Source organism: Nocardia sp. NPDC060220 (assembly GCF_042727815.1).
Taxonomy (GTDB): Bacteria; Actinomycetota; Actinomycetes; order Mycobacteriales; family Mycobacteriaceae; genus Nocardia.
Genome location: NZ_JBHWZY010000907.1, coordinates 1 through 2,631, shown reverse-complemented (window position 1 = coordinate 2,631; position 2,631 = coordinate 1). Strand labels below are relative to the sequence as shown.

General features: G+C 64.2%; 2 protein-coding genes and 1 tRNA gene. 2 read left to right on the top strand and 1 reads right to left on the bottom strand.

Features of this window, described 5'->3' with window-relative positions; all coding sequences use genetic code 11:
* The first annotated feature begins 484 nt into the window (after positions 1-484).
* Positions 485-559 (top strand) — tRNA-Val (locus ACFWF3_RS31535).
* A gap of 219 nt (positions 560-778) precedes the next feature.
* Here ACFWF3_RS31535 and ACFWF3_RS31530 read toward each other — a convergent pair.
* Positions 779-1,771 carry a helix-turn-helix domain-containing protein gene (locus ACFWF3_RS31530; RefSeq protein ID WP_379317414.1) on the bottom strand — a complete coding sequence of 331 codons (993 nt, stop codon included), beginning with the start codon at positions 1,769-1,771 and terminating at the stop codon, positions 779-781.
* 163 nt (positions 1,772-1,934) lie between these two features.
* Between ACFWF3_RS31530 and ACFWF3_RS31525 the strand changes: the two genes are divergently transcribed.
* Positions 1,935-2,631 (top strand): AAA family ATPase (locus tag ACFWF3_RS31525; RefSeq protein ID WP_379317412.1); only part of this gene is annotated, 697 nt, incomplete at its 3' end.

Sequence of the window (2,631 nt, the reverse complement as noted above, 5' to 3'; positions counted from 1 at the left end):
CCCCCGATTCGTGCACGTACGCCCAGCTCGCCTTGGCAAGGTGATGCGCTACCACTGCGCCACATCCGCATTTACTTCACACTTAGGGGAGCGGCTCGGCCTGGCGGCTTTGCTGCTCTCTGCGGTGCGAGGAGAACATTAGCCGACGTTCGACGCAGACTACAAATCGCCTGGTAAACCGCCCTAAATATGAATTACACGCATGTCGCCCACATCGAGCCGCGCCGCCGCGCCGCCCAGCGACCTCTGATGTCCACATTTTGAAACATAGATATGCGCATCTAGCCATGATATCGCCCGAGCGTCGAGTGTGCGGACCATCGATCGCCCGCCCGCGCCTACACGCGCGCGAGCGCGAGCACCGACCCGCCGAGGTTCCCCTCGCCGAAACCCCGCTTCACAAGGCGATTTGGTGTCATCCCGGCCCCCCGTGCTAATGTTCCATCTCGTTCGAGCGGCTCAAAACCCGCCCGACGCAGTGTTCGGTCCCATAGCTCAGCGGGAGAGCGTCCGCCTCACACGCGGAAGGTCGCTGGTTCGAAACCAGCTGGGACCACCAGAAAGTGCAGGTCAAAGCCTTTTTTGGTGATGGCCGTGCAATTGCGTTCAGTGACGGAGTCTTGGACACCGGCGGGCAGGGCTATCGATCCTGCTAGACCGGCTCGCCAATGCGTGATGCCCGTCGCAATCTCTATCGACTATCCGCTCCTGTGGTGGTCTCCAGTCTGCCTGGCCGGCGTCGGCCGGCTAACTTTTGAACGAGATCACTCAGCGCCCGTCAGATATGTGGATCATCAAAATCGCCGTCCCTGCGGTCCTCGGCGGTGGTGCGGCGCCACTCGCGGGGCGTGATGCCGTAAGCCACGCGGAACCTTCGGGTGAAATGCGAGGCGTCCCGAAAACCCCAGCGAAGGGCGATCGCGGCGATGGAGCAGTGCCGGAGCTGTGGGCTCGCGAGGTCGTCGCGGATGCGGTCGAGTCGTTGGCCGATGATCCACTGGGCGAGGCTGTAGTCGGCGGCGGCGCAGATCTTGTACAGATGTCGCACCGAGATGCTCAGGGCGGCGGCGATGCGGGTGGCGTCGAGGTCGGGGTCGGCGAGGTTGCGGCGCACATAGCCGCGGATCTCGGCGAGCATGATCTCCGAGGGCAGAACCGCGCCGTCGTGGTGATCGGGCTCGGTTGCCGACAGCAAGAGACCCCGGATCAGGTCGATGCTGGCCGAGCCGGTCAGGCGCGCGGTCGGATGTGTACTGAGAGTGTCTGCCTGGCGGGTCATTTCGGTGATGTGACCGGAGACGAGCCGGTAGAACGGGCTGCGCTGCAGATGCGGTGCGGCCTTGCGGATGCGTTCGACTGGAAGATCGAGATGATCGAGGGGAACATGCAGACAGGTCGACCCGCCATCGCCGTCCCATCGGAAGTCGTACGGTGCATTGAGGTCCATCAGATGCAGGTCGCCGACGGCGAGTTCGCGCTGTAATCCGTCCTGCTCGTAGCGGGCCGCGCCTTTTCGATGCACCGCTATGGCCAGCATCGGCGACGGGTTCGTCCGGATCTGCTTCGGCGTCCGGATCAGCTGGATGCCGGACATATCCGCACGAAAGATGTTGGCATCACCGAATTCCCACACATCGAACTGGGCGTGTGCGTGGGCATCCGGGTTCTCGTGCACCACGTTGCACGGCGCGGAGGCTTCCTGCATGGCGGCGGTGATCGCGTGGGCGCGTTCGACGGGCGCGACGGCGCCGGTATCGAAAACAACTGCCATAATCCCGCCCTCCTGTCGGACCGGAAACACTCCTCCTGATGGTGGCACTGACCGCGCGGCACTTGCAGCCTAGAAATCATGCACGCCGAGTCCAGTTTGCCTGGTCGCAGCGACCTACGCTCGGCAACGCGGCCTTGGCGTGGGCGCGAGGTAGGAGGCTTCTGTGATCCAGCCGCTGGGACGAGCGGACGAGCTCGACCGCCTCTACGGATTCATCGCTGCCGCGCGCAACGGCATCGGTCACGCGGTGATCCTGCGAGGTGAGCCCGGAATCGGTAAGTCGGTGTTGATCGACTCCATGACCGGGTCGGCTCACAATTTTCGAGTCCTGCGATCGGATGGCTACGAGGCCGAGGCCAACCTTGCGTATTCAGGTGTGCAGCGACTGGTCGGGCCGCTCGAGGTCGACAGCGAGCAGTTGCCCGATCTGGAGCGGGAAGCACTACGAGTCGCGCTGGGTATCTCGGCGGGAGCGGTGCCGGACCGGTTTCTGGTCGGTCGGGCGGTGCTCGGCCTACTGGCGATCGTCGGCAAGGGTGGGCCAGTGCTCTGTGCCGTCGACGACGCACAGTGGCTGGACCGGGAGTCGTTGGACGCGTTGGGGTTTGTCGCGCGCCGACTGCATGCCGAAGCCGCGGTGATGGTTTTCGCGACGCGTGCGGACGACGACGTCGATGTCCGGCTTGCGGGAGTGCCGGTACTGCAGGTCGAGGAATTGGCGCGTCCCGCCGCCATCGAACTGCTCACGCAGTCATTCGATGGGGTGCTCGAGCCACGGGTAGCCGCCGACACCGTCGATGAGGTCGGCGGAAACCCGTTGGTCTTGACCGATCTGGCGCGCGATCTCACTATCAGGGAAC

Excerpts from the sequence above, each read along its gene's own strand:
- ACFWF3_RS31530 (WP_379317414.1), bottom strand. The coding sequence starts at position 1,771 with ATGGCAGTTGTTTTCGATACCGGCGCCGTCGCGCCCGTCGAACGCGCC.